Annotated in this window: 19 protein-coding genes and 2 pseudogenes; 11 read left to right on the top strand and 10 right to left on the bottom strand. The window is 70.0% G+C overall.

The window, feature by feature from the left end; all coding sequences use genetic code 11:
• The first annotated feature begins 19 nt into the window (after nt 1-19).
• From ACWD5D_RS02170 to ACWD5D_RS02160, 3 genes are all read left to right on the top strand, one after another.
• The gene (locus tag ACWD5D_RS02170) at nt 20-646 is read left to right on the top strand and encodes an alkaline shock response membrane anchor protein AmaP (protein WP_451370854.1); all 627 of its coding nucleotides are present in this window, start codon (nt 20-22) and stop codon (nt 644-646) included.
• Nucleotides 647-731: 85 nt separating this feature from the next.
• Nucleotides 732-887: a DUF6131 family protein gene (locus ACWD5D_RS02165; RefSeq protein WP_099054839.1), complete on the top strand. Its 156-nt coding sequence runs from the start codon at nt 732-734 to the stop codon at nt 885-887.
• 350 nt (nt 888-1,237) lie between these two features.
• Nucleotides 1,238-2,479: a PP2C family protein-serine/threonine phosphatase gene (locus ACWD5D_RS02160; protein ID WP_107461330.1), complete on the top strand. Its 1,242-nt coding sequence runs from the start codon at nt 1,238-1,240 to the stop codon at nt 2,477-2,479.
• A gap of 108 nt (nt 2,480-2,587) precedes the next feature.
• Here ACWD5D_RS02160 and ACWD5D_RS02155 read toward each other — a convergent pair whose 3' ends face one another.
• A complete protein-coding gene (locus ACWD5D_RS02155) occupies nt 2,588-3,148 on the bottom strand; it encodes a DUF5994 family protein (protein WP_107461328.1) in 561 nt (186 codons plus the stop codon).
• A gap of 344 nt (nt 3,149-3,492) precedes the next feature.
• Here ACWD5D_RS02155 and ACWD5D_RS02150 point away from each other — a divergent pair, with 344 nt between their 5' ends.
• The 3 genes from ACWD5D_RS02150 to ACWD5D_RS02140 all read left to right on the top strand — a co-directional run bounded on the left by ACWD5D_RS02150 (nt 3,493) and on the right by ACWD5D_RS02140 (nt 6,561).
• Entirely contained in the window at nt 3,493-4,185 is a 693-nt protein-coding gene (locus ACWD5D_RS02150; protein ID WP_107461326.1) for a DUF5994 family protein, read from the top strand.
• A 124-nt stretch (nt 4,186-4,309) separates the two neighbouring features.
• Nucleotides 4,310-5,173 (top strand): slipin family protein, encoded by an 864-nt coding sequence (locus ACWD5D_RS02145; RefSeq protein ID WP_350834317.1) that lies wholly within the window; start codon nt 4,310-4,312, stop codon nt 5,171-5,173.
• A gap of 119 nt (nt 5,174-5,292) precedes the next feature.
• Nucleotides 5,293-6,561 (top strand): ATP-binding protein, encoded by a 1,269-nt coding sequence (locus tag ACWD5D_RS02140; RefSeq protein ID WP_451370853.1) that lies wholly within the window; start codon nt 5,293-5,295, stop codon nt 6,559-6,561.
• Between the two features lie 39 nt (nt 6,562-6,600).
• Here the strand turns inward: ACWD5D_RS02140 and ACWD5D_RS02135 are convergent, their stop codons facing one another.
• The 4 genes from ACWD5D_RS02135 to ACWD5D_RS02120 form a co-directional block, all read right to left on the bottom strand.
• Nucleotides 6,601-7,086, bottom strand: coding sequence for a DUF5994 family protein (locus tag ACWD5D_RS02135; RefSeq protein ID WP_069777876.1), 486 nt, complete (start codon nt 7,084-7,086; stop codon nt 6,601-6,603).
• Between the two features lie 283 nt (nt 7,087-7,369).
• Nucleotides 7,370-7,894, bottom strand: coding sequence for a hypothetical protein (locus tag ACWD5D_RS02130; protein ID WP_373304000.1), 525 nt, complete (start codon nt 7,892-7,894; stop codon nt 7,370-7,372).
• Between the two features lie 6 nt (nt 7,895-7,900).
• Nucleotides 7,901-8,437 carry a DUF5994 family protein gene (locus tag ACWD5D_RS02125; RefSeq protein WP_030645391.1) on the bottom strand — a complete coding sequence of 179 codons (537 nt, stop codon included), beginning with the start codon at nt 8,435-8,437 and terminating at the stop codon, nt 7,901-7,903.
• Between the two features lie 189 nt (nt 8,438-8,626).
• Nucleotides 8,627-9,604 carry a magnesium transporter CorA family protein gene (locus tag ACWD5D_RS02120; protein ID WP_351961978.1) on the bottom strand — a complete coding sequence of 326 codons (978 nt, stop codon included), beginning with the start codon at nt 9,602-9,604 and terminating at the stop codon, nt 8,627-8,629.
• A 248-nt stretch (nt 9,605-9,852) separates the two neighbouring features.
• Here ACWD5D_RS02120 and ACWD5D_RS02115 point away from each other — a divergent pair, with 248 nt between their 5' ends.
• From ACWD5D_RS02115 to ACWD5D_RS02105, 3 genes and pseudogenes are all read left to right on the top strand, one after another.
• On the top strand, nt 9,853-10,905 hold the full coding sequence (locus tag ACWD5D_RS02115; RefSeq protein ID WP_351961977.1) for a fatty acid desaturase family protein: 1,053 nt from the start codon (nt 9,853-9,855) through the stop codon (nt 10,903-10,905).
• 391 nt (nt 10,906-11,296) lie between these two features.
• A pseudogene (locus ACWD5D_RS02110) lies at nt 11,297-12,518 on the top strand (IS30 family transposase).
• A gap of 443 nt (nt 12,519-12,961) precedes the next feature.
• Entirely contained in the window at nt 12,962-13,108 is a 147-nt protein-coding gene (locus ACWD5D_RS02105) for a hypothetical protein (protein ID WP_451370852.1), read from the top strand.
• A gap of 32 nt (nt 13,109-13,140) precedes the next feature.
• On the opposite strand, the gene ACWD5D_RS02100 is transcribed toward ACWD5D_RS02105, so the two are convergent.
• Nucleotides 13,141-14,499 (bottom strand): ABC transporter ATP-binding protein, encoded by a 1,359-nt coding sequence (locus tag ACWD5D_RS02100; protein ID WP_451370851.1) that lies wholly within the window; start codon nt 14,497-14,499, stop codon nt 13,141-13,143.
• Between the two features lie 510 nt (nt 14,500-15,009).
• Between ACWD5D_RS02100 and ACWD5D_RS02095 the strand changes: the two genes are divergently transcribed.
• Entirely contained in the window at nt 15,010-16,056 is a 1,047-nt protein-coding gene (locus ACWD5D_RS02095; protein ID WP_451370850.1) for an AraC-like ligand-binding domain-containing protein, read from the top strand.
• 186 nt (nt 16,057-16,242) lie between these two features.
• On the opposite strand, the gene ACWD5D_RS02090 is transcribed toward ACWD5D_RS02095, so the two are convergent.
• A complete protein-coding gene (locus ACWD5D_RS02090; protein ID WP_451370849.1) occupies nt 16,243-17,049 on the bottom strand; it encodes an SGNH/GDSL hydrolase family protein in 807 nt (268 codons plus the stop codon).
• Nucleotides 17,050-17,358: 309 nt separating this feature from the next.
• Between ACWD5D_RS02090 and ACWD5D_RS02085 the strand changes: the two genes are divergently transcribed.
• The gene (locus ACWD5D_RS02085; protein ID WP_451371027.1) at nt 17,359-17,739 is read left to right on the top strand and encodes a hypothetical protein; all 381 of its coding nucleotides are present in this window, start codon (nt 17,359-17,361) and stop codon (nt 17,737-17,739) included.
• Here ACWD5D_RS02085 and ACWD5D_RS02080 read toward each other — a convergent pair.
• The 3 genes and pseudogenes from ACWD5D_RS02080 to ACWD5D_RS02070 form a co-directional block, all read right to left on the bottom strand.
• Nucleotides 17,676-17,873 (bottom strand): annotated as a pseudogene (locus ACWD5D_RS02080) (transposase); the annotation flags it as partial. The gene ACWD5D_RS02085 and the pseudogene ACWD5D_RS02080 overlap by 64 nt on opposite strands.
• Complete coding sequence (locus tag ACWD5D_RS02075; protein WP_451370848.1) at nt 17,813-19,708, bottom strand: ABC transporter ATP-binding protein; 1,896 nt, start codon at nt 19,706-19,708, stop codon at nt 17,813-17,815. The gene ACWD5D_RS02075 and the pseudogene ACWD5D_RS02080, both read right to left, overlap by 61 nt.
• Before the next feature lie 235 nt (nt 19,709-19,943).
• On the bottom strand, nt 19,944-21,899 hold the full coding sequence (locus ACWD5D_RS02070; RefSeq protein WP_451370847.1) for an SWIM zinc finger family protein: 1,956 nt from the start codon (nt 21,897-21,899) through the stop codon (nt 19,944-19,946).
• Between the last annotated feature and the right edge of the window lie 451 nt (nt 21,900-22,350).

Raw genomic sequence — 22,350 nt, 5'->3', positions numbered from 1 at the left:
CGCAGCACCGGAGCCCGCCATGACGCCGCGATCCGCTCTCAACCGCACCCTGCTGGCCCTCGCCGGGCTGGTCCTCCTCGGCGGCGGACTGCTCATCCTCTTCGCCGGGCTCGACCTCTACAGGCGGCACGATCTGGCCCCGCCCGCCGGCTGGCCCCTGACCACCCCGGCCGACGTCCTGCTCGGCTCCGCCGACCGGGCCCGCTGGAGCAGCCAGGGCTGGTGGTGGTGGCCCGCGGTCATCGCCGCCCTCGTCCTCACCGCCCTCCTCGCCCTGTGGTGGCTGCTCGCCCAGCTGAGCCGACACCGCCCCGGCTCACTGCCCGTCGGCGGCACACCCCCGCAGGAGGGCGTCGAACTGCGCGACCGCGCACTCAGCGAAGCGATCGCGAACGAAGCCGGTGCCCTGCCAGGGGTAGGCCATGCGGCCGTAGTCATCACCGGCCGACCGGCCCGCCACCGCACCCGCACCCGCACCCGCACCCGCATCGACCTCACCCTCACCCCCGAGGGCACGCCCGGCGCCACTCTCGGTGCCCTGTGCGAAGGCCCGATCGGCACCGCGCGTCGGTCCACCGGCCTCATCGACATGCCCGCCGAGGTCCGCCTACAGGTCAGCCGCCACGGACCACACCGTGTGGAGTAAGGAGGAGATCGGCCGTTCCCGCCGACGCCCTTGCGGCCCATAGCAGTTCGCGGGCGCGCCGGCACCACCCCCCGAAGGAGACATCATGATCATCCTGGGCGTCATTCTGCTCGTCGTCGGCTTCCTCACCGGCCTGTCCATCCTGTGGACCATCGGGATCATCCTGCTGGTCGTCGGAGCCATCCTGTGGATCCTCGGCGCGATGGGACACGCCGTCGCCGGTCGACGCCACTACTGGTAGGCGGGATCATTGCCCTGCAGGGCAGTGATCCATGCTGCGGGCAGGCCGGCAGACGGCGCGGACCCCACCAAGATGTTCGCGGCGGCGGACGACGACGGCGAAGAGGTCGATCCGCCTGAGGCCGCCGCCGGTGCCGGCCAGCCGCCGCGGCTCGGACGCGGGGCGCCCGGTGGCCGTTGTGCCGGTCCTCGCCGCACGAGCGCACGGCCGACTCGTTGGGGAGTCGGTGGATCGGCCCCCACGGTCCGGGCGGAAGTTCCCCACCGCGTCGGCCGGTGAGTCTCCGTCGGGAGTTCGTATGCACAGCACCTTCGTGAGGATCCGCCCGAACGTCCCCCGGGGCCACGGCGATGACGGGCGGTGAGCGGCAAGGACCCGCGGAAGGCTCCACCCGGTCGGAGCACTTCGGGGAGGAGTTTCTGGGAGTCCTGCTGGACCAGGGGCACGAGTTGCCGCCGCACCAGCTCGGTCCGCTCGTCGCACGGCAGATCGGCAGGCTCGACGGCCGCGAGACCTCTATCTTCCTGCAGGACTACGGCCAGGTGTGGCTCGTCCCCCTGCCGGGCGACGGGCTGGCGGCCGGGGAACCGCAGCCGATCGACGGCTCCGACGCCGGACGCGCCTTCCGGGAAGCGCGTCCCGTCGAGGTTTCGCAGGCCGACGGTGTGCGGGTCTACCTTCCCCTGCTGGACGGTGGAGACCAGGTGGGAGTGATGGCCGTCACCCTGGACCACCTCCAGGACGACGAGCGACGGCTGCTGCGCAGGCTCGCCTCACTCGTGGCCGACATGCTGGTGACCAAGCACGGTTACACCGATCTGTTCTTCCGGCTGCGGCGCAGAGAACCGATGAGTGTGGCGGCGGAGATCCAGTGGTCGCTGCTGCCACCGCTGGCGATGTCCACGCCCCGGGTCGAGCTGGCCGGGATGCTGGAACCCGCCTACGACGTGGCCGGCGACAGCTTCGACTACGCCCTCAACGGCGATGTCCTGCATGTGGCCATGGTCGACGCGATGGGCCACGGACTGGACGCCGCCACGATGGCCACGGTGGTCATCGGAGCCTACCGGCATGCCCGGCGCATCAGCGTCGGCCTGTCGGAGATCTATACGTTCATGGACCGGGCCGTCGCCGATCAGTTCGGCCCCGACCACTTCGTGACCGCTCAGATGATGCGGCTCAACACGGCAACGGGCAGGCTTCAGTGGGTCAACGCCGGACATCCCGCTCCTCTGTTGATCCGTGGACACCGTGTCGTACGACGGCTGCAGGGCCCGACGACGCTGCCCGTCGGCTTCGGCGGTCACGAGCCCCGGATCAGTGAAGTGGCTCTCATCCCCGGCGACCGGATCCTGTGCTTCACCGACGGACTGATAGAGGAGCGCGATGTCGGCGGTGAGGAATTCAGTGAGGAGCAGCTCATCGGGTGGGTGAACCGCCTTGAGCCCACGGCGCAGCAGATCCGGACGGTGGCGCGCTCCCTCTCCCACACGCTGCAACGGGCGCGGGGCGGGATCACGACGGACGATGCGACGCTCCTGCTGATCGAATGGCGCGGGAGCGCCACCGACGACCTCGCCCTCCCGGAGTGAGCCGGCCTCCCGCCCCCAGGGAAAGGCCGACGGCACGCAGCCTTTCCCCCACCGCCGATCTCTCACACTCCTGCTGCCGCGGTGGGCACGTGACGGGTGACCGGTCCGTCAGGAGTGCGTGAGGCGGGGGTGGGGGGCGTCGTGTCCGCCTTCGGAGTCCCAGACCGCCTCCCGGAGCGAGTCCGAGTAGGCCGCTGCCTCTGCCGCGGCCCGGAAACGTTCGGCCTCATGGATCAGGCCGCTCGCCGTGAGGCTCCGCGACGGGTCGGTGGCCGTGGCCATGAGCCGGGCTGCGGTGGCCGGGGCTGTCTCCGGTGGGATCACCAGCAGGTCCCAGCGGCCGAAGGTGTGGGACAGCAGCAACAGCTTGTGCGGGTCCTGCCCGGCGTTGGACCAGCCGACGCGCACCATGTGGCCGTGCGCGGGCACTTCACCCGGGATGACCGGCCACAACGTGCGGCTCACCGCTATCCGGGTGATCCGCCCCCACAGCGGGTCGAGACATTCGACGAGCGCCGGGAGCTCCTCCGTCAGGTTGCGCGAACGGGGCCACCAGGCACCGTCGATCAGGGCCGGAGGGGCGCCGGCCCGCGCCAGCGTGAGTCGGAGCGGTGACGAAGAAGGGGCCCGGTCTCCGACTGCGGGTGTGAACGGAATGGTCGCGGTCATGACGCGGACCCAACCCCGGGCCGGTCACGGCCGGCCCGGTTGCCATGAATCGCCGAGAACGACCCGGCGTGGAAGCCGGTGTACGAGATGCTCTCGGTAATCACCAGGATACTCCTCGCCGAGGCCCGGCGGACTGGCGGGGAGTGACGGGCTGAACGGAACAACACACGTCACAGAGCCAGGGGAGTGCTGGGCCGGGGCATGCGGGCCGTCGGGCGTGAGACCGGTCCGGGAGCCGGCATACGAAGGGCCCCGGCGCCCTCGGCCCACTGCCGCCGGTATCGACAGCCGCTTCACCGAATGCGGCGGCGTCTCCACAACCGCCCCGGCGTGTGCGGAGTACCGTGGACAGCACCGAGGGCATTTCGCACACCGGCTTCCACGCCGGGTCGTTCTCGGCGAGAGACGAAACCCGGGGCGCCGCCAAGGCGGCCCGGAGACGGGTCCGCATCATGTCGGCGACCTTGCACCAACTCCTGCCACACCACGAGCCCGTCGCAGCCCCGGCCGTGCGTCTCGCGCTGAAGACCGACGGCCCGTCGCGCGGCCTCCTGGACGGTGCCTGGTGGCCCCGCTCCCGAGACCTGCTGAGCGAGCTGCCCGCACTGACCGATGTGCTGGACCCTCTGTGGGGCCGCATCACCCGCATCGCCGTCAACCCGAAGTACTGGCCGGTCATCCCGCACGAGATCCCCGTGGGCGGTCATGTCGTCAAGGTCGGATGGTTCACCCCGGAGATCGACCCGCACAAGCTGCTGCTGCTCTCCTACGGCACCGGCCGCTGGGACCTGCTGGTCATCCCGCCCGAGACCGAGACGGAGTCGGCGGCCCGCCTGATGGCGGCCGCGTCCGACTACGACGGCCCACCGCTGACCGCAAGCGCTCTCATCGCCGCGGACGAGACCCGGCACGCCGTCTCCGCCGCCGACCGGCCACTCGAACCGGACGAGGCAGGGAAGCACGAGGAGGACGGCCCCGCCTCAGCGGCCGTTCCGGCACGGACGGATCGCGCCAGTCGCCTGGTCATCGGCATGTGAGACGGCCGCCACGACCGGTGCCTTCACGGGTTTCGGACCTGCCTCACGAGCCGGCGCAGGCACATGCAGGGGTCTCGACCGGCGAGTCTCCGCCCCACGTGGTCCTCGTCCCGAGGAGCAGTACATGCAAGCCCTGATCGTTCTCATCGTCGTGATCGGTCTTCTGGCCGTCCTGGCCCTCGCCCTGTCCGTGAAGGTCGTCAAGCAGTACGAGAAGGGAGTGCTGTTCCGCTTCGGCCGACTCGCCGGAACACGCTCCCCGGGACTGCGGTTCATCATCCCGTTCGTCGACGCCCTGCACCGGGTGTCGCTGCGGGTCGTCACCATGCCGATCCAGTCCCAGGGCATCATCACCCGGGACAACGTGAGCGTGGACGTGTCGGCGGTCGCCTACTTCCGGGTCGTCGACGCCGTGAAGTCGGTCGTCGCCGTGGAGAACGTCAACGCGGCGATCAACCAGATCGCCCAGACCACCCTGCGGAAGGTCGTCGGCCGGCACACGCTCGACGAGACGCTGTCGGAGACGGACCGTATCAACCTGGACATCCGCCAGATCCTGGACGTCACCACCGTCGACTGGGGTGTGCAGGTCACCCTGGTCGAGCTCAAGGACATCCAGCTGCCCGACACCATGAAGCGCGCCATGGCCCGCCAGGCCGAGGCCGAGCGGGAGAAGCGAGCGAAGATCATCAACGCGGAGGGCGAGTCCCTGGCCGCAGCCGCGCTCGGCGACGCCTCGGACACCATGATGGCCCACCCCCTGGCGCTTCAACTGCGCAATCTCCAGAGCCTGGTGGAGATCGGTGTCGACCAGAACACCACCGTCGTCTTCCCGGCCCCCCTCATGAGCACGATCGGCGAGCTCGGCTCCTTCCTCGCCCGGGAAACCGCTGCCGCCGCACCCGCCGCGGCAGCGCCACCGGCCGGCACCGGCCGCACCCACACGTCCCTCAGCCCGGCAGGCAGCGCGCCCGGCACCGCGGCGTGAAGCCGACTACGGCCCGAGCGATCCGTGGCGCCAGGGAGGATTCGTGACCGTCGCCTGTCGCGCGCATCCTCCGGGCACCGGCTGATGATGGGGGTACGGCCGAACACGCGGAGCTGATCATGACGGGTTGGCGGGTCAGGGACTACACCCAGGACGATCTCGAAGCGGTGATCCGTGTCGACATGCAGAGCGGCACGACCGAGGAGCCGCCGCTCTTCCCGCTCTCGGACGCCGTGACGGCCCTCCAGACCCGCCACCCGGCCGTGGTGGCCACGGCCGACGACGTGCTGATCGGCGCCGCGGTGAGCAGGGTGGAGGGCGAACGGGCATGGATCCTGCGCATCTGCATGGCGCCCGGCTGGCGGCAGCGCGGGCTGGGCAGTGCCCTGATCACCGCCCTTGAGCAACGGCTCTTCGCCGCCGGCGTCCGCGCGGTGCACGCCGCCCTGCCCGAGGGCGAGACCGGTGCCACCGCCCTGCGCAACTGCGACTTCGGCGCCCGCCCCGGGCTGGTCTTCTTCGAGAAACGCGGACCGGTGACCCCGCAGTCGGCCGGCACGCTGTCCTCGCTCGGAGCGGAGCTGCCGCCAGGGGGGCTGTGGCAGAAGGTCGCGGGCATGCAACGGGAGAAGCAGCTCATCGAGCGGCGCCTGGTCCTGCCGCTGGCCCATCCCGAACTGGCCGCCCAGCACGGAGTGGAACTGCCACGGGCGGTGATGCTGTTCGGCCCGCCCGGGACCGGCAAGAGCACGTTCGCGCACGCGATCGCCAGCCGCCTGGGATGGCCCTTCCTCGAACTGTTCCCCGCCCGTCTGGCCGCCGAGTACGGCCTGGCGACCGGGCTGAACCGGCGCTTCGACGAGATCGCCCGGCTCGACCACGTCCTCGTCTTCATCGACGAGGTCGAGGAGGTCGCCGGCGAACGCGGCGGCGCGGACGCGACCGCTGTCGGCGTCGTCAACGAACTGCTCAAGGCGATCGTCCGGTTCCGAAGCCAGGACGGACGGCTGCTCGTCTGCGCCACGAACAACGTGACCACGCTCGACTCCGCGTTCCTGCGGCACGGCCGCTTCGACTACGTGCTGCCGATCGGCCCTCCCGACCACACCGCCAGGACCGCACTGTGGGAGAGCTACCTGGCCCGAGCGGGCGCGCGGGCCGACAGCGCGGTACTCGCATCCGCCAGCGAGGGGTTCACCCCCGCCGACATCGCCCACGCGGCACGTACCGTCTCCCAGGCCCAGTTCGAGCGCACCTTCGACACCGGAACCCGGACCACCCCCACCACCGACGACTACCTGGACACGATCTGCGACACCAAGCCCACGGTCAGCGCTGCCATGGCCCGGGAATTCGCCCAGCAGACGGAGGAGTTCGCCCGCATCTAGCGTCCAGGCCGGGTGGGGAGTCGATCTGCGACGGACGTGTCAGGCCGGCGTAGGTGGCGTGTCGCTGCCCGTTTCGATGAGGATCTGCCTGGCCTCGGTGACGTTTTCGGCCCGTACGGCCCTGGCCATCGCGGCGCGTGCCGCGTCGGGCGACGTGTCCGGAGGAACCAGCAACAGAGAGAAAAGGTCCCCTTCGCCTCGGGTGATGAGGACGGTGTCGTCACCGACCGGGAAGGAGTCGATGTGCACGACCCGGTCGTCGACCATCACCCGGGTCGGCAGTTCGTCCCAGGCGCTGCCGTCCAGACCGACCCGGGTGACAGGCCCGAGATGCTCGGTCAACGCGGAGATCAGCGAGGGAAGCTCGGCACCGATGTCCCGGGACCGCGGCCACCATGCGCCGTCCAGGATTCCCTCGCGTGCGTGGGTGGTCTCCAGTCGCAGCAGGGCCGTTCCGGGTTTCACCGACCGGTGCACGGCGTCCGGCAGGAGCCTGGGGAAGTCGGGGGTGTCTGAGCCTGCCATGGTGTCCGCCCGTCCGCAGAGAGCAGTGCGACCGCACGGCGTGCGACCACGATACGACCCTGCTACCTCACGGTACTCCGCACGACGCGCCCGCGAGCGCTTCGCCGCAGGCGCGGTTGCGGAAACAGGCAACGGCTCCGGCGTATACCCGCCGGAGCCGCCCTTCCGGGTCATTGCACGTGAGCGTGCGCCGACCCGCTTTCCAGGTTACGTCAAAGGGACTAATCCGCCATAAGCAATCCTTGCGAGGGTTCACTTCGGTCCGAGAAGCCGACGCGGCGGTTCAGCCACGCCCTTCCTCTTCCGTCTCCATCTGCCGGATCCCCTGGTGCGTCAGCGTGATCATCCCGGGCGTGTTGCCCCTCTCCCAGTCCACGACGACCCAGCCTTCACCTGCCAGGTACATACAGGCAGCGGCCATGTCCTGCTCAGGGATACCCAGGTCCGTGCGGAGCTTCGCCCCATCGACACCCAGGAGGCGATTGCCCTCGGCGGCCTGGTACAGAGCCTGCATGATCCTCTCGCGGTACGTCTTCCGGTCCCGCAACATCGCCATGACGCGCCTTCCTCTACTGCCCACGGTCGGGCCGAAGCCGATGTCATCCGCGGTCGCCGTCGCGGTGGGGCGCGTCGGAACGGTCGCATCCACCGACCGACGGTGTCTCCGGGGCCGACGCCCGATCCCCGGCAGAACATCGCTGTAGTGGAAGGCAGCGATCCGTTCGGCGTGCTGGCCGTTGAGCCGGTGGATCAGAACGACTCCGACGGCGATCAGGACGAGCAGCACGGCCACGGCGATGACGAGCATGGGATCTCACCTCCGCCGACCGGCGGGCGAAGGCCCTGCCGAGCCGATGGGCCGGGGCAGGGACGACGGTCGACCTGCTCCGCCGTCGGCCTCCCAGGCTTCTTCCCTGTTTCGTGCATCGATCCTGTCTGCTGCTTGCTCCCGGGCCGAGGCATCGACGCCGTCGCCGACCATCAACTGCGCGGCGGCATCCGCACCGGTTTCCGGCGGAATCACCAGCACGTCCCGGCGGCCGTCAGCGGAGAAAAGAGTGAGTCTGTGGGGATCCTGCTCCTCGGTGGACCAGCCCACCTGCACGGTGCGCCCGGCGTAGGACACCCAGTGCGGCAGGACGGGCCAGTAGGCCGGGTGCACGGTGACACCCGTGATACGACCCCAGAGATCGCCCAATGCGGCCGTCAACGACGGCAGCTCACGGGTGAAGGCACGGGAGCGAGGCCACCACATACCGTCCAGCCCGCCCGGCGCGGGCGTCAGGGACAGCCGGGCCGGCTGCGGCGGCGCACATCTGATCGATGTCGTACGGTCAATGGTCACAGCCATGGCGCGGACCTGTCCCCGGGCTCGTGGGTGCGGCCCGGCGCTGTCGATCACCGGGAACGGCACCCGCGTCGGAGCCGGTGCGCGAAAAACTCCCGGTGTCTTCACACTACTCCGCTCACTGGCCCGAAAAGCCCGGGATGACCAGGCAGTTTCCTACCTTCAGGACCTGGTCGCCGGTGCCGATGCCGGTCAGAGCCAGTCCTTGCGCTTGAACGTCCGATACAGCAATGCGGACAGGAGCACGATGACTGCGGCGGAGGTGATGAATCCCGACTCGCGGCCGAAACCGGGATAGGGGAGGTTCTGGCCGTAGTAGCCGGTGATCGCGGTGGGTACGGCGATGATCGCGGCCCAGCTCGTCACCTTCTTCATGATCAGGTTCATGCGATTGGCCTGGACCGAGAGGTTCGTCTCCATGACCGAGGCCACCAGGTCCCGCAGCGATTCCGTCCACTCGGTGGCACGCAGCACGTGGTCGTAGACGTCCTGGTAGTACGGGACGAGAGGGTCGCTGATCAGGTGCAGGCCGGGGCGCATGAGCCCGTTGACCACCTCGCGCATCGGAAGTACGACGCGGCGCAGCCGGACGAGCGACTTACGCAGTGCGAAGACCCGGCGCTGCACGGCTTCGACCTCACGGCGCCCGGCCGCGAAGAGCAGGCCCTCCAGCTCCTCGATGCTGTCGTCCAGTTGCTGGACCGCGGCGAAGTGTCCGTCCACGAGATGGTCGAGCAGACCGTGCAGCAGGAATCCGACGCCGTGGCCGGCCAGGTCCGGGCTCTCGTCCCAGCGGGCGACGACGTCCTCGATGTCGAGGCCGTCGTCCTTGCGGACGGTGATCATGGCCTGACTGGTGAGGAATACGGCGATCTCGCTGTACGTCAGTTCCGCACCGTCCGGGCTGACGGTCACGGCGTAGGCGCTGAGGAACTCGTGGGTGCGATAGCGGTCGAGTTTCGGCCGCTGTCCACGCTGGGCGGCATCCTCCAGAGCCAGTTCGTGGATGCCGAACTCCTGACCCAGCATGGTGAGTTCATTGGCTCCGGGCCGGTGCAGGTCCAGCCACAGGACCGACGCCGGATCAGCGAGATGCGCAGGGACGTCACTGACGGGAAAGCCCTCCAGGACCAGAGTGCCGTCGTGATACAGCCGGGTGCGCGTCACCATGGCCCGAGGCTAGTGTCTTATACCCCTGTCATGCCGCTTCGCCCCGATTGCCAGCGCGGCAGGTTCATCGACAGCAGCCACCCTCCGTGGGGGCCTTACGTCAAAGCCCGCGACATCCGGACCTCCGACCGACGAGCATCGGGTGCCGGTCCGAAGGCAGGGATGTGGGTACCCGGCCGCCGCATCGCATCCGGCGTACACCGCCCGACCGGATGCCGCCCGTCAGCCGGGAAGGACACTCCGGGACCATGACCACGCATACCCCGCGCCGTCGCCCGCCTCCCCCCGCAGGTGGCAGTGATTTCGCCCGCCTGTCGAAGAAGATCGCCGAGGCCGGCCTGATGAACCGGCGCCCCGGCTACTACATCGTCCGGTCCATCGTCGTGGCCGTCGCCTACGCCGGGGGCTGGAGCGCGTTCGTCGTCATCGGCGCCGGGTGGTGGACCCTGGCGCTCGCCGCGTTCCTCGCCGTGATGTTCGGGCAGGTGGCTCTGCTCGCCCACGACGTCGCGCACCGCCAGGTCTTCCGCCGGCGCCGGCCCAGCGAAACGGCCGGCCGCATCGCCGGGGCCGCGATCGGGATGGGCTACGGATGGTGGCAGGACAAACACACCCGCCACCACGCCAACCCCAACCACGAGGGCCTCGACCCCGACATCGCCCCGGACCTGCTGGTGTGGTCCCAGGACCAGGCCCGCGCCGCGACCGGACTGCCGAGGCTCCTCGGCCGCCGGCAGGCGTTCCTCTTCTTTCCCCTGCTCCTGCTCGAAGGGGTCAACCTTCATGTCTCCAGCGCGCGAGCACTGGGCAACCGCACCCTGAAGAACCGCGCCCTGGACGGCGCGCTGCTCTACGGGCACACCGCCGCCTACCTGACCGCAGTGTTCCTCGTCCTCCCACCCGGCATGGCGAGCGCGTTCCTGGCCGTCAACCAGGGCCTGTTCGGCCTCTACCTCGGCTGCCTGTTCGCCCCCAACCACAAGGGCATGCCGACCCTGACCGGCAACGACCGCCCCGACTTCCTGCGCCGGCAGGTCCTCACCGCACGCAACGTACGCGGCAGCTGGTTCACCGACCTAGCCCTGGGCGGCCTGAACCACCAGATCGAACACCACCTGTTCCCCAGCATGCCCAGCCCGCACCTGCGCAGGGCCCGGCCCATCGTCCGCCGCTACTGCCAGGACCTGGGAGTCGACTATCTGGAAACCGGACTGATCGCCTCCTACCGGCAAGCACTCGCCAGTCTCCACCAAGCAGGAGCCCCACTGCGGCGAGCCCGTATCAGCAGCGCCCGAGCATGACGCACCGGCGCCGGCGGTAGATGATCTCGCCACCCTGTCTGAACCAGGAGGCAATCCCGTCGAACCGCTTGCATGAGTCGGCAGCTGTAACGCATCCAGATTCCCTTGCCGTACTCCAGCGCCTTTTCCCGGTGCCCGACTGAAGTGATCCGGTGAGACCCAGCGGCTGGAACAGCCCCGTCGGCTTCCCGGCGCGGCTGCGTCGTCTTACGGCTCCCCTCCCAGATGGGCGCAATCGCAAATCCAGCGTCCCGCGAGCATCGCAGGAGCGCGCACTGTGTGCGGAGCCGAACGCGGTCATGCGCGCAAGCACAGTCGAGATCACGGCGAGCCCCGCCGGAGTGCTCTTGAGTTCTAGTGGTCGCCGCAACACCCCAGCTCAAGGGGTGCGATGGACTTCAAGATCCGGGAGAACCGTGGTCCTGGGGGCGGTGGCCGTCTGCTGCGTGAGCGGGAGGTATATCTCCAGCTCATGCAGCAGGGCTACAGCAATCGAGAGGCCAGCCGGATCGTCGGCATCAACCCGCGGACCGGCAAGCGGTGGCGCAACGGGCTGGCACTCTCCGCCGACAGGGAAGCCGAAGCCTCCCATCACTGTGGAGATCCCGGCTTGCGAGCCGTCGCGCTACCTGCGCGAGGCCAACCGCATCCACATCGCCGACCGGCTGCGGGAGCGCGCCTCCATCCGGCAGATAGCCGCCGAGCTGGGCCGCAGCCCGTCCACAGTCAGCCGGGAGATACGCCGCAACGGCATCCCCCTGCGCGGGGACGCCTCCCGCTGGGCCTACCGGCCGCACGCCGCCCAGCGCCGCGCCGAGCAACGCCGCCCCCGCCCCCAGCCCGGCAAGATCGGCCAGAGTCAGCAGCTGCGGGACTTCATCCAGCGCCATCTCGACCTGCGCTGGAGCCCCGAGCAGATCTGCAACGCTCTGCAGACCGCCTTTCCCGACCGGCCGGAGATGCACGTGGTCCACGAGACGATCTACCAGGCCCTCTACGTTCAGGGCCGCGGAGAGCTCCGCCGCGAGCTGACCCGGGCCCTGCGCACCGGCCGGGCCATGCGCCGGCCGCACCGGCAGTCCTACAAACGCCTGCCCCGCGCCATCAAGGACAAGGTGATGATCAGCGAACGCCCCGCCGAGGCCGCCGACCGGGCCGTCCCCGGCCACTGGGAGGGCGACCTCATCATCGGCAAGGAAGGCAAGTCGGCCATCGCCACGCTCGTCGAGCGCAGCACCCGCTACGTGCTGCTGGCCCCGCTTCCCAAGGACCACAGCGCCAGCACCCGCGACGCCCTGGTCGAAGCCGTCACATCGCTCCCGCCGCACCTGAAACGGTCCCTGACCTGGGACCAGGGCTCGGAGATGGCCGCGCATAAGGCGTTCACCATCGCCACCGACATCCCGGTCTGCGACCCCGGCAGTCCCTGGCAGCGCGGCTCCAACGAGAACACGAACGGCCTGCTGCGACAGTACTTCCCGAAGGGCACCGACCTGTCCCAGCACAGCCGCGAGCACCTGGCCGCTGTCGCCGCCGAACTCAACGGCCGCCCACGCAAAACGCTCGGCTGGGAAACCCCAGCCGAGCGCCTCGCTAAACTGCTCGCGGCTTGATCAACTCACCACGTGTTGCAACGACCCCTGGAATTCGCCGCTCCGGCGGGGCTTCGTCTCATGGCGCCGAGCAGAAGCCCCGTCGGGGGATGGTTCCCGGAAGGGCTTCACTGCTTCTCCCTCTCTCACACCGCTGTCACGAACTGAGCGGACACCCGCGAACCATAGGGACCTGACCTGCAATTTTGTGCGTGTTCTGGAGTGGCTGGACACCCATGGACGATCGTTACGACCTGTGCCATGTGGTACCCAGCGAGGGACCCAGGATCAGGACCGGAGCCTCTTCCGGCCCGTCAAAGCGGTATTGCAGGGTGTTCGGCGGTGTCTCACTCACGCCCAAGACCCTCTCACGTATCACGAGATCTCACACGACCGGGTGAACCCAGCGGCTCTTGACCCTCTCCGCACGACAGGTCCGGCACCACCGTGCCCCGAGGCTCTGTATGAACCACCTGGAAGCCTTCCGGGGCGGCGCCGACACCGGCGCACCCGACCCGGGCACACTCGACCCGATGGCCTGGTACGCGGTGACGAACAAGGCGAGCGGCAAGTGCATCGACGCGCGGCGCGGGCAGCACCAGCGGCGCTGACTTCCGGCTCGATGCGCCGTGCCCGGCCTGTCTCAGTCCTCCAGTTGCGGCAGCTGCGCCGGGGCCGGGCTGATGCGCTCGCCGTGGTGGTCGAAGACGAACAGGTGGGCGAGATCGACGAGAAGGCGGACCTGCATGCCGTGCCGGAGCTCGAGGTCGGGCGTGGTGCGCACGATGAGGTCACCGGGCAGGGCCGCACGCTGCAAGATCTGGCCCTCGGGCGGTGCCGGGTCGGCCTCGTCGTCGGCCGGGTGCTCCAGCGTCACCACCGGCCCGGCGCGCAGGGCACCCGCGCGGCTGCGCAGCCGGTCCAGCACGGTACCGACGTCACGGCGCCGACGCCGGACCGGCGGGGCGGGCCGCGGGCCCTCCAGATCGGGTACGACGGCGGGGTGGGAGCCGGTGTTGAAATGGACGAGCGTCTCGTGCCCCTGGAACTCCAGATGCTCGACCAGGCCGGTGATCTGTACCTCGCCGGGCCGGGCGGCGGAGGCGCGGTCCGCGATCCGGACCGCCTCCGAGCGCAGCCCCACGATCACCTCGCGCCCCTGTTGCACCCGGAGCAACTGGTGGTCCAGGGAGAGGGGTTCGGGCAGGCGGAGGTACTGCTTGCCGAGGCTGATGGTCATCGCGCCGCCGAGCGGGGCATGCACGACACCGCGCAGGAGGTTGATGCGGGGGCGCCCGACGAAGGCGGCGACGAAGACGTTGCGGGGCAGCGCGTACACCGAGCGCGGGGTGTCGACCTGCTGGAGGACGCCTCCGCGTAGGACGGCCACCCGGTCGCCCAGCGACATCGCCTCGGACTGGTCGTGGGTGACGTACACCGTGGTGACGCCCAACTTCCGGGTGAGGCCGGCGATTTCGGCGCGCAGATGGTTGCGGAGCTTGGCGTCGAGGTTGGACAGCGGCTCGTCCATCAGGAAGGTGGTGGGGCGGCGCACGACGGCCCGGCCCATGGCGACACGCTGACGTTCACCGCCCGAGAGCTGGGCGGGGAAACGGTCGAGGAGGTCCTCGATCCCCAGCATGCGGGCGGTGGCCTCCACCCTCGGTCCGGGGTCGGTGTCGGGCGACTCGATGCGCAGCGGAAAGCCCATGTTGTCGCGGCTGGTCATGTTCTGGTACAAGGCGAAGTTCTGGAAGACCATCGCCAGCCGACGCTCGGCGGGCTGCAGGTCGTTGGCGTACTCGCCGTCCAGCAGCAGTTCGCCCTCGTCGATCTCCTCCAGACCGGCGATCATTCTGAGCACGGTGGACTTGCCGGACCCGGAGGGCCCGAGGAGGACGAGGAATTCGCCGGGCTCGATGTCCAGCGAGAGCCGGTCCACTACGCGGACGCCTTGCGTGTATGACTTGCTCACGTCGTGCAGAGAGATGGCGCGTGTCATGACGGATGCCCCCGGGTCTCGATCAGGCGCCAGAGCAGCTCCAGCATGTGTGCCGGCGCGCGCCGCCGGGCTGTCCCTGGGTGTTCTGCTGTCGAACGCCCCGTGCGGGTCGTACGGGGCGTGTGCGGAACTTACCGAATGTGTACGGGCGGTGGGAACAGGACTGGGCCGGATCGGGTGTCGTGATCCAGCAACTGACAAAGCGGACGCGGCCCGCCCGGTGATCGGCTCGCCCGCGGGTCGATCACGCCTTCCACTCGCCGCTACCGGCTCCGATGCTCGGCGAGTTCCGGGCCGTACTCGACCGCATCGGGTTCAACGCGCCCACACTCACCGCCGTCACCGTGCGCCCGGCCACGGACAGCGAACCGGGAACGGGCGAAGCCTGGCGCAGCCGAGGAGTGGATTCCCTTGAGCTCGGTGCGTCTTGCTCTTGAGACTTCGCTGCCCGGGAGGAGGTGCGTGACGGCGCATGTGACCGAAGTGCTGCTGGACCGCGTATGTCTCCCCATGTCACGTTCGAAGCCGAAGGGAAACGGCTACGGGGGGCTGGGAATGCTGGTGACGGAGTTCAGCACGGACGTCGTGGCAGCGCCGGAGCGGTTCGCGTTGTGGGCGGAGGCGACGGAACAGTCGCATATGCGCAATCTGCTGGACAGCAACGACCGCAGAGACTTCCGCGCCAGGATGCGCGGCCTGGACTTGGGGGAAGTACAGGTGGCCGCGCTCGCCTACCCGCATCTGGAGATCGCGCGGACAACCCGGTTGATCCGGCAGTCCGACCCCGAGGTGTACCAGATCAACTACTTTCTGCGTGGACAGGGAATTGTCTCCCTGGACAGGCGTGACGTGACGCTGGGTGCCGGTGACCTTGTGGTGATGGACAGCAGTCGTCCCTTCCGAGGCGATGTCCACGCCGGTCCGGGCAGGTGGTCGCATGTGACCGTGCAGTGTTCGCGCGGGCTGCTGCCACTGCCGGAGAAGACGGTCCAGCGCCTGCTCGCTGTCCCGATCAGCGGGCGCAGTGGCATGGGCGGGATGTTCGCCCGCTGGCTGTCCGACCTCAACGCACGTGCCGACGAGTTCACCCCAGCCGACATCCCCACCCTCACCTCGGTCACCCTGGACCTCCTGGCCTCCGTCATCGCCCGCTGCCTGGGGGCTGAGGAGTCACTGACCGGGGAGACCCGCAAGACCGCCCTGCGGGCCAGGATCAACGCATTCGTCGAGCAGCACCTCGCCGACACGGACATGGGCCCCCAGACGATCGCCGACGCCCATCACATCTCTCTGCGCCACCTCCAGCAGCTGCTCGCCGAGGACGGCACGTCACCGGCAGCCTGGATACGCCACCGCCGTCTGGAACGCTGCCGTTTCGACCTGGCCGACCCCCGCCTGAACGCCCGCCGCATCCAGGCCGTCGCTGCCCGATGGGGTTTCACCGACCCGGCACACTTCAGCCGCCTGTTCCGGGCCGCCTATGGGATACCACCGCGGGATTACAGGAACCTGCTGCCCGAGGCGTGCGCGAATCGTCAACAACCCTCCGCGGAATGACAAGGCCAGGTGCTGTCCCGCTCGGCATCGGTCGGGCATCGGCCCCACTGAAGTGGACGTTGACCGCTGCTGGCAGTCGTTCCTCCGACGCCTCGACCTCGAGCACCTGGAGGGGCGATCAAGGTCAACGACACAAAGGCCGGCGCCCCGAGAAGGGCCGTACGGGGGCACCGGCGCATGCATGGGTCACGGACGTACGTACTGCCAGACGAGCCAGCCCAGAGCCTGCTGGCCCGTGGCGTTCGGATGGAAGGACTCGACCCTTGACCACAGGGGGCGGACTCCGTTGACCCATTCAGGGTCGCCGCAGCTTTCATGGCCGTTGAACGATGCCCTGGGGTCGACGAAGACGTAGCCGTGCTCTCTGGCCTTGGCCGCGAGTACGGCGTTGAGGGCGTTGGCCGCGCGGCGCAGGGCCTGATGCGTACTGGTGGGCCATGCTCCGTCGTTGAAGCACAGGATCGTGGACCGGCTCAGCACGAGGTGTGGGTAGCCGACGACGACGACCTTCGTACTCTTTGCCTTCCGGATATCGATTCGGTCGTACAGTTTCTCGAGCCTCTCCGGGAGCCGAGTCCGGAAATTGTCCGCGATGCGATTGATCCTGGCGTTGCACTCGCCGGTGGACGGCGGGTTCCACAGGAAGCAGTAGGTGAGGTGCCTGGAGAAGCCGAAATCGTTGGCTCCCGTCTGCACAGTCACGAGGTCGGTTCTCTTGGTGACGGCTGGAACTTGCTGACTCCTGACCGTGGCCACGTCCGACCCGCAGGAGGCACGGTCGATCAGCCTTGCCCCGAGCGCTCTTGCGACGCGCTTGGGATACGCGAGGCTGGAGTTGGGGACCTTGGGCCCGCTCTCTCCTCCGTTCACGTAGCAGGTCCTGGAGTCGGCGGAGGGTGAACCAGCGCCTATTCCAGCTGCTACGGAATCGCCCAGCGCGACGTACTGAGTGACGCGGGCCTCCACGGCTCCCGCCGGCCTGGGCAGTGCCACGACCGTCGCCGTGAAGAGGGCCGTGAGGGTGAGGACCAGTCGGCTCGTGCATAACCGTCTCGCCACTGATGAATCCCTTCTCGATTGCTGGTTCCCGACTGGCAGGATGCTGAGGGCAGGCGACGATGTCCTTGGCCAGGCGCGCACGGTGCTTACCGAATCACGCACGGCTTCGTGGAGAGCCTGGTGGCAGTAGTCCCTGCCCAATGGCGTGATCGCACCCAAGGGTTGGTGGGACGCTGGGGGTCCATCGACAGGCACTCATAGGCCGGCCGGTCTCATCTGACGCACCGCGACGAGGATCAGCCCATGCGCGACAGCACCAGGATCCGCCTGACAGAGCCCGCCGGTGCCGCCCCGATCGCCTCGCACAGGGTGAGGGACTTCGAGGCTTTCCGGCCGTGGGAACCGGCCCAGCCGGGCGACTTCTTCACCCCGGAGGGCCAGGCGGAGCGGATCGACGGCTTGCTGACCGGATACCGGGCCGGCACGGTCTGGCCGGGCGTGGTACTCGCCGAGGACCGGGGGATCGGGCAGGTCACCATCGGAGGCATCCTGCCGCAGCCGCACCTTCGCCGCGGTTCCGTCGGTTACTGGATCGCCGGCGTCGTGACTGACCGACCGTTTCACAACGAGGTCCGCAGGCGGCGGGGGCATACGAGGCTGTGGGCCGGTTCGAGCAGGCCCTGATGGCGGTCAGCACGTCTTTCGTAGCGGACGCGGAGTCGTTTGAACCGGTGAGGCCAGGCGAAGGCGCGCTCGACTACCCAGCGGACCTTGCCCAGTCCGGAGCTGTGGGCGGGTCGGCCGGTCCGGGCAGCCCGCTGGGGCCGGCTCCCGGGACCGGACGTCCAAGGGCCGACTCGGTGCTCTCGCCGAGGAAGCCGCCCGACTGGTGCTGCCACAGCTTGGCGTAGGCACCGCTCGCCGCGAGCAGCTCCTCGTGGGTGCCCTGCTCGACGACGCTTCCGCGGTCGAGGACGACGAGACGGTCCATGCCGGCGACGGTGCTCAGACGGTGGGCGACCACGAGGGCCGTACGTGCGTCCATCAACCGCCACAGGGCGTCCTGAACGAGGAGCTCGCTCTCCGAGTCCAGCGCGCTGGTCGCCTCGTCGAGCAGCAGGATCGGGGCGTCGCGCAGGATGGCCCTGGCGAGGGCGACGCGCTGGCGCTGGCCGCCCGAGAGTTTCACTCCCCGCTCCCCCACCAGAGTGCCGAAGCCGTCGGGGAGTTGGTCGGCGAACTCCGTGACGTGCGCGGCCGCGGCTGCGGCGTGGATCTCCTCGTCGGTGGCGCTGGGCCGGGCGAAGGCGATGTTGTCCCGCAGACTGCGGTGGAACATGGCGGGTTCCTGCGGGACGTAGGCGATCAGTGAGCGCAGGTCGGTCTGGCGCAGCCGGCTGATGTCCTGACCACCGATCAGGATGCGTCCGCCGTCGATGTCCGACATCCGCAGCAGGAGCCGGGTGAGTGTGGTCTTGCCGCCGCCGGACCTGCCGACCAGACCGATCCGTGCGCCTGCGGGCACGTCCAGGTCGAGTGCCTGGAAAATCGGCTTCGCGCCCATGTGAGCGAAGGTCACCGCCTCGAAGCGGATGCCTGTGTCCCGCGGTGCGAGCGGTTCGGGTTCCGTCGGGTCGAGCACGGTGGGCGGATCCAACAGCAGCTCGGTGAACTGCGCGGCCTCGGTCATCGAGCTTTCCAGCCGCCGGTAGATCTGGTTGAACTCGAACATGATCTGGGTCGCGTTGGAGTAGTACGTGAAAGCGACGACGACCTCCTCCACTCCCTGGCCCGAGCCACCGAAGGCGATGGCGACCAACAGACCCATCACGTTGGTCAGCACGGACATGGGGGCGATCAGGGTGTCGACGCGCAGATTGCCGTAGTCCCACGACCTCAGCGTCAGGCGCCGGGAATCCGCGACACGGCTGCGGTGTTCGTCGGCCTCCCGTCCCTCGGCCGCGAACGCCCGGATGGTCTCCATGTTCACGAGGCTGTCGGCGACGTGGCCGGAGACCCGGGCGATCGCCGCCTCACGGTCGTTGACGAGCCTCTGCCGGCGACGGATCAGAGGTGTCGCGGCCACCACGGTCAGCACGATCATCACCAGAAGGCCGACGACGAGCATCGGTTCGTAGCTCCACAGCACCGCGGCACCGAACACCAGGGGGACGAGACTGCCCACGATCCGGTACGTCACCGTGTCGACGAAGTCCTCGAAGCGCTTGCCGAAGCTCAGCACCCGTTTGGTCAGGGATCCGGCGAAGTTGTCGTGGAAGAATGCCGCGTCCTTGGCGAGGAGTTCGTCCATGCCGCTCACGTACAGGTGTTCCATGCCGAGGGCGTCCACGCGGTTCAGGCAGTGCTGCCCGACCCGCCACACGGCCTCGGCGAGCAGCAGCGTCACGCCGAAGCCCAGCACGTACGGCAGCGCCGAGCTGAGGGTGAGACCGTCGATGCCGGCGGCCTGTCCTGCCAGTTTGGCGATCAGCAGGGGGGCGACGTAGCGGATGCCGATGTTGCCCGCGGCCGGCAGCAGCAGCGCGGGCATGGCCAGCCGTCGTAGTCGCAGCAGTTCCCGGCCATAGCGGCGCAGTGCCAGAACGACCGCGCTCCTGCCCGGCATCGGCCCTCGCGTATCTGTTGTCCCCATCACACTCCCGGAGGTTCGGAAGTCGGAAGTGTCCCGTTGGGGGAGGTCCTCAGTCCAGGCATTTACCGCGGACTGGCGATAACCAGACACCACTGCGTTCAGCGCACACAGCGGACGTATTGCGGAACCCTCACAGCCCCTCCGGGAATCACTGCGACCCCCAACAGCCCCTTCACGGGATCACGGACTGAGAGGCTGGGAGCTGGTGAGCCGAGCGGGACGCCGGGCCCCAGTTTCACAGGTCGTTCGCGGTGTCCAGGCCGGTGAGGGCGCCGACCGGGTCGAGGTCGGGGGTGCCGCGGGGCCACCAGTCGTCCTGTCCGGGTTCGGACTCGTAGGCGTACCAGAGCCCGTCCCGGCCCAGGCGGAGCTGGACGTGGCCGCGGGGGTGGGTGAGGTGGTTGCGCCGGGGGCGAAAGGCCGGCAGGTCGGCGGCGAGCAGGAGCGGGCGGGCACGGTCGAAGCGGCCCGCAGGCGGGTCCCACGGTTCCTCCAGGACCGTCAGTCCGGCGAGGCCGCCCTGCCGCCAGGCGGCGACCGCGCGCGCCAGGTCGGCCGTGGTGCGGCCGGTGGCCGTGGCGAGCGTGGCGTACAGGGCGCGGGTCGTGGCGGTCAGACCGGAGCCGGGGCGGGCCGCGGCGAGGCGCACCGCGTCCTCCCACAGTGTCAGCTCGCCGACGGGGTCGCGGCCGGAGGTGAGGAGGGCGTGCGCGCGGGCGGCGGCGTCGGTCGCCAGCTGGTCCAGCGCGAAGGGATCCGGGCCGCCCGGCGCCGCCGGGTACACCGGAGGCTGCTCGGGATGCGGCGGTGGGGGCAACGGCATGGGCAGCGGCGGAAGTTGACGGGGGGCCAGGGCCTCCGAGGCCCGTACGCCCGGCAGCGCGCCCGGCTGCCGTTCCTGGGCGGCGCGGGCCGCGCGGGCGGCGCTGCGCCGGGACAGCGCGTCAAGCAGGTTCCGCTCGCCCCGGCCGCGCAGCAGGAGCAGCACGAAGGGGTCGGCGTCCAGTAGGCGTGCCGTCTGGTAGCAGAGGGCGGCCGCGTGCTTGCAGGGGTGGCCCGAGTCGGGGCAGCTGCAGCGCGGGGCGAGGTCACCCGGGCCGGGCAGCAGGGGCACACCGCAGTCGGCCAGGGACTGGGGCAACTCCTTGTCCAGCAGCGCCGCGATGTGCCCCGGCCGGTCGGCGGCAGCGTCCAGGAACCGCTCCCAGTCCGCGTCGTCCAGCGTCCGCAGCCGCACCTGGACCCGGTACGGCCGCGGCCGGCTCCCCCGCACGTACGCCAGCACGAGGCCGGGAGTCACCGTGATCGCGTCGACTTCGCCCCCGTCCGCGTAACCACGCCCCCGGCCCAGTCGCTTGACGTCCAACGCCCCCTGCTCCAGCGCCTCGACCCAGGCATTGCCCCACCAGGTCTCGGCGAACGCGGCGTCCTGCGCGGAGGCCGGCCTGGCCCGGAACGCCGGGAAGGTGCGGCGGAGTTCGGTGTCGCGGTGGGGGGTGGCCATGGTGGCGGGTACGTGTGGGACGGCTCCGGGGTCCGACGGGCCGGCTCCGCGGTCGGCGGACACGCGGGCGTCGGGCGCCGGGGCCTCAGCGCCGGGTTCCGGCGTGGGCGCGGGAGGTTGGGGCGCGATCCGGGTGGTCGCGTTGCCGAAGATGTCGGCGTCGTCCGTGACCTCGAGGTCCTCGATTTCCTCGAGGTCCTCCAGGGTGTCGGTCCCGGACGGCATGCGGAACGCGGTGGCGAGGAACTGCCGCATGTCGTGGGCGGCTTGGGAGCGAGTGGTCCGGGATTCCGTCCCGGGGTGGGCGGTAGCAGGGCGTGCCGGGGTACGGCGCGGGCGCCTGTGGTCCGGCTGCGTCACCTCGGGGAGGAGCGCCTGCCGACGGGCAGCACGCAGCGCCTCACGGGCGACGTCCCCCGGTCGCGCTCCGGCGGGCGGTGCTTCGCCGGACGGCTGTTCGGGGCGCACGCCGTGGACGGTGTCGGATGCCGAGGAAGGGGCTGCCTCGGTGGCGGATCCGCCCGACGTGCGGGTGTCCCGCTGCCCGCGCGGTCGCCCGTCGGCGGCATCGTCGGCCGCCGGCTCGCCCACGCGTCCGGACGCGGCCTCGGCTGCGGCCGGGCCGGCCGCCGACGCGTCCTCCCTGCCGGGCACCGCCCTGGCCGGGGCACGGCCGGCCGGCGACACGTCTCCTCGGCCAAGCGCCACCCCGACCTCAGCACGGCCGGTCCCCGACACGCCTTCCCCACTGGTCTCCGACACGCCTCCCCCACCGGACGCCGCCCCGACCGAACCACCACGCCCCGAATTCGATGCGTCCTGCCGACCGGGCGCCGCCCCGTCGGCAGCCCCCTCCGTCCTCGGCGCTTCGCTGTCGGCGGCCTCCCGTCGCACCGAACGCGCCGCCACAGCCGCGCGCAGAGCCTCCCTTGCCGCCTCGCCGGGCCTGGCTTCCGCCGTGGCGGGTCGGTCCGCCGACTGCTCGTGGTCGTCGCCGTCCGCCCCGCCCCCGGGCGTGTGGGACACCGCAGGGGTGTTCGAGGGGGGCTGCTCAGCGGGGGCCGTCCGTTCGACGCCGTCCCGCGCCGCCTCCCGGTCCGTCTCCGCTCGTTCCCGGGCTGCCCGCAGGGCGCGGCGG

It is taken from the genome of Streptomyces sp. NPDC002520, from assembly GCF_053595235.1.
This window is presented reverse-complemented; position numbering and strand designations above follow the sequence as displayed.